Origin of the sequence: Gracilibacillus saliphilus (genome assembly GCF_010994085.1) — a bacterium.
Taxonomy (GTDB): domain Bacteria; phylum Bacillota; class Bacilli; order Bacillales; family Amphibacillaceae; genus Gracilibacillus; species Gracilibacillus lacisalsi.
In genome coordinates, this window is sequence record NZ_WJEB01000065.1 from 1 (window position 1) to 2,920 (window position 2,920).

General features: G+C 53.3%; 1 rRNA gene. It reads right to left on the minus strand.

The features are described 5' to 3' along the window. Positions 1-2 precede the first annotated feature (2 nt). Positions 3-2,915 (minus strand): 23S ribosomal RNA (locus GHT08_RS21775). Positions 2,916-2,920 lie beyond the last annotated feature (5 nt).

A 2,920-nucleotide genomic window follows, 5' to 3' on the forward strand; every position in this document is an offset into this window, starting at 1 on the left:
GTATAGTTAAGTCCTCGATCGATTAGTATTCGTCAGCTGCACATGTCACCATGCTTCCACCTCGAACCTATCTACCTCATCGTCTCTGAGGGATCTTACTCTATCGAATAGATGGGAAGTCTCATCTTGAGGGGGGCTTCATGCTTAGATGCTTTCAGCACTTATCCCTGCCACACGTAGCTACCCAGCGATGCTCCTGGCGGAACAACTGGTGCACCAGCGGTGTGTCCATCCCGGTCCTCTCGTACTAAGGACAGCTCCTCTCAAACTTCCAACGCCCACGACGGATAGGGACCGAACTGTCTCACGACGTTCTGAACCCAGCTCGCGTACCGCTTTAATGGGCGAACAGCCCAACCCTTGGGACCGACTACAGCCCCAGGATGCGATGAGCCGACATCGAGGTGCCAAACCTCCCCGTCGATGTGGACTCTTGGGGGAGATAAGCCTGTTATCCCCGGGGTAGCTTTTATCCGTTGAGCGACGGCCCTTCCATTCGGTACCGCCGGATCACTAAGCCCGACTTTCGTCCCTGCTCGACTTGTAGGTCTCGCAGTCAAGCTCCCTTCTGCCTTTACACTCTGCGAATGATTTCCAACCATTCTGAGGGAACCTTTGGGCGCCTCCGTTACATTTTGGGAGGCGACCGCCCCAGTCAAACTGCCCACCTGACACTGTCTCCGAACCGGATCACGGTTCTGGGTTAGAAGGTCAATACAGCCAGGGTGGTATCCCACCGGCGCCTCCACGTAAGCTAGCGCTCACGCATCTCAGGCTCCCACCTATCCTGTACAAGCTGTACCAACATTCAATATCAGGCTACAGTAAAGCTCCACGGGGTCTTTCCGTCCTGTCGCGGGTAATGTGCATCTTCACACATAGTATAATTTCACCGGGTCTCTCGTTGAGACAGTGCCCAAGTCGTTGCACCTTTCGTGCGGGTCGGAACTTACCCGACAAGGAATTTCGCTACCTTAGGACCGTTATAGTTACGGCCGCCGTTTACTGGGGCTTCGGTTCAACGCTTCGCAGAAGCTAACGCATCCCCTTAACCTTCCAGCACCGGGCAGGTGTCAGCCCCTATACTTCGCCTTTCGGCTTCGCAGAGACCTGTGTTTTTGCTAAACAGTCGCTTGGGCCTTTTCACTGCGGCTTCTCGCAAAAGAAGCACCCCTTCTCCCGAAGTTACGGGGTCATTTTGCCGAGTTCCTTAACGAGAGTTCTCCCGATCACCTTAGGATTCTCTCCTCGCCTACCTGTGTCGGTTTGCGGTACGGGCACCCTTTTCCTTGCTAGAGGCTTTTCTTGGCAGCGTGAAATCCGGAACTTCGGTACTATATTTCCCTCCCGATCACAGCTCAAGCTTGCCAGACGGATTTGCCTATCTGACGCTCTTACTGCTTCGACGCACACATCCAGTGGTGCGCATTCCTTATCCTTCTGCGTCCCCCCATCACTCAAACGGAATTGGGTGGTACAGGAATATCAACCTGTTGTCCATCGCCTACGCCTTTCGGCCTCGGCTTAGGCCCCGACTAACCCTGAGCGGACGAGCCTTCCTCAGGAAACCTTAGGCATTCGGTGAAGAAGATTCTCACTTCTTTTTCGCTACTCATACCGGCATTCTCACTTCTAAGCGCTCCACCAGTCCTCACGGTCTGACTTCGCAGCACTTAGAACGCTCTCCTACCATTGTTCGAAGAACAATCCGTAGCTTCGGTGATACGTTTAGCCCCGGTACATTTTCGGCGCAGCGTCACTCGACCAGTGAGCTATTACGCACTCTTTAAATGATGGCTGCTTCTAAGCCAACATCCTGGTTGTCTGAGCAACGCCACATCCTTTTCCACTTAACGTATACTTGGGGACCTTAGCTGACGGTCTGGGCTGTTTCCCTTTCGACTATGAACCTTATCACCCATAGTCTGACTCCCAAGGTAATATGATTGGCATTCGGAGTTTGACTGAATTCGGTAACCCGGTGAGGGCCCCTAGTCCAATCAGTGCTCTACCTCCAACATACATCCCTTGAGGCTAGCCCTAAAGCTATTTCGGAGAGAACCAGCTATCTCCGTGTTCGATTGGCATTTCACCCCTACCCACACCTCATCCCCGCACTTTTCAACGTACGTGGGTTCGGGCCTCCAGTCAGTGTTACCTGACCTTCACCCTGGACATGGGTAGATCACACGGTTTCGGGTCTACGACCACCTACTCATTCGCCCTATTCAGACTCGCTTTCGCTGCGGCTCCGTGTCTTCCACTTAACCTTGCAGGGGATCGTAACTCGCCGGTCCATTCTACAAAAGGTACGCCGTCACCCATAAAAGGGCTCCGACTACTTGTAGGCACACGGTTTCAGGTTCTCTTTCACTCCCCTCCCGGGGTGCTTTTCACCTTTCCCTCACGGTACTGGTTCACTATCGGTCACTAGGGAGTATTTAGCCTTGGGAGATGGTCCTCCCGGATTCCGACGGAATTTCACGTGTTCCGCCGTACTCAGGATCCACTCCGGAGGAAACACGCTTTCGACTACAGGGCTCTTACCTTCTGTCGCGGGTCGTTCCAGACCGCTTCGTCTAACGTGTTTCTTGGTAACTCCAATGGAGTGTCCTACAACCCCAAAAAGCAAGCTTTTTGGTTTGGGCTAATTCCGTTTCGCTCGCCGCTACTCGGGAAATCGCGTTTGCTTTCTCTTCCTCCGGGTACTGAGATGTTTCAGTTCCCCGGGTCTGCCTCCTATACCCTATGAATTGAGGTATAGGTTCTACTCCATGACGAGTAGAGGGTTTCCCCATTCGGAAATTCTCGGATCACTGCCTACGTACGGCTCCCCGAGACATATCGGTGTTTGTCCCGTCCTTCTTCGGCTCCTAGTGCCAAGGCATCCACCGTGCGCCCTTCTTCACTTAACTATACT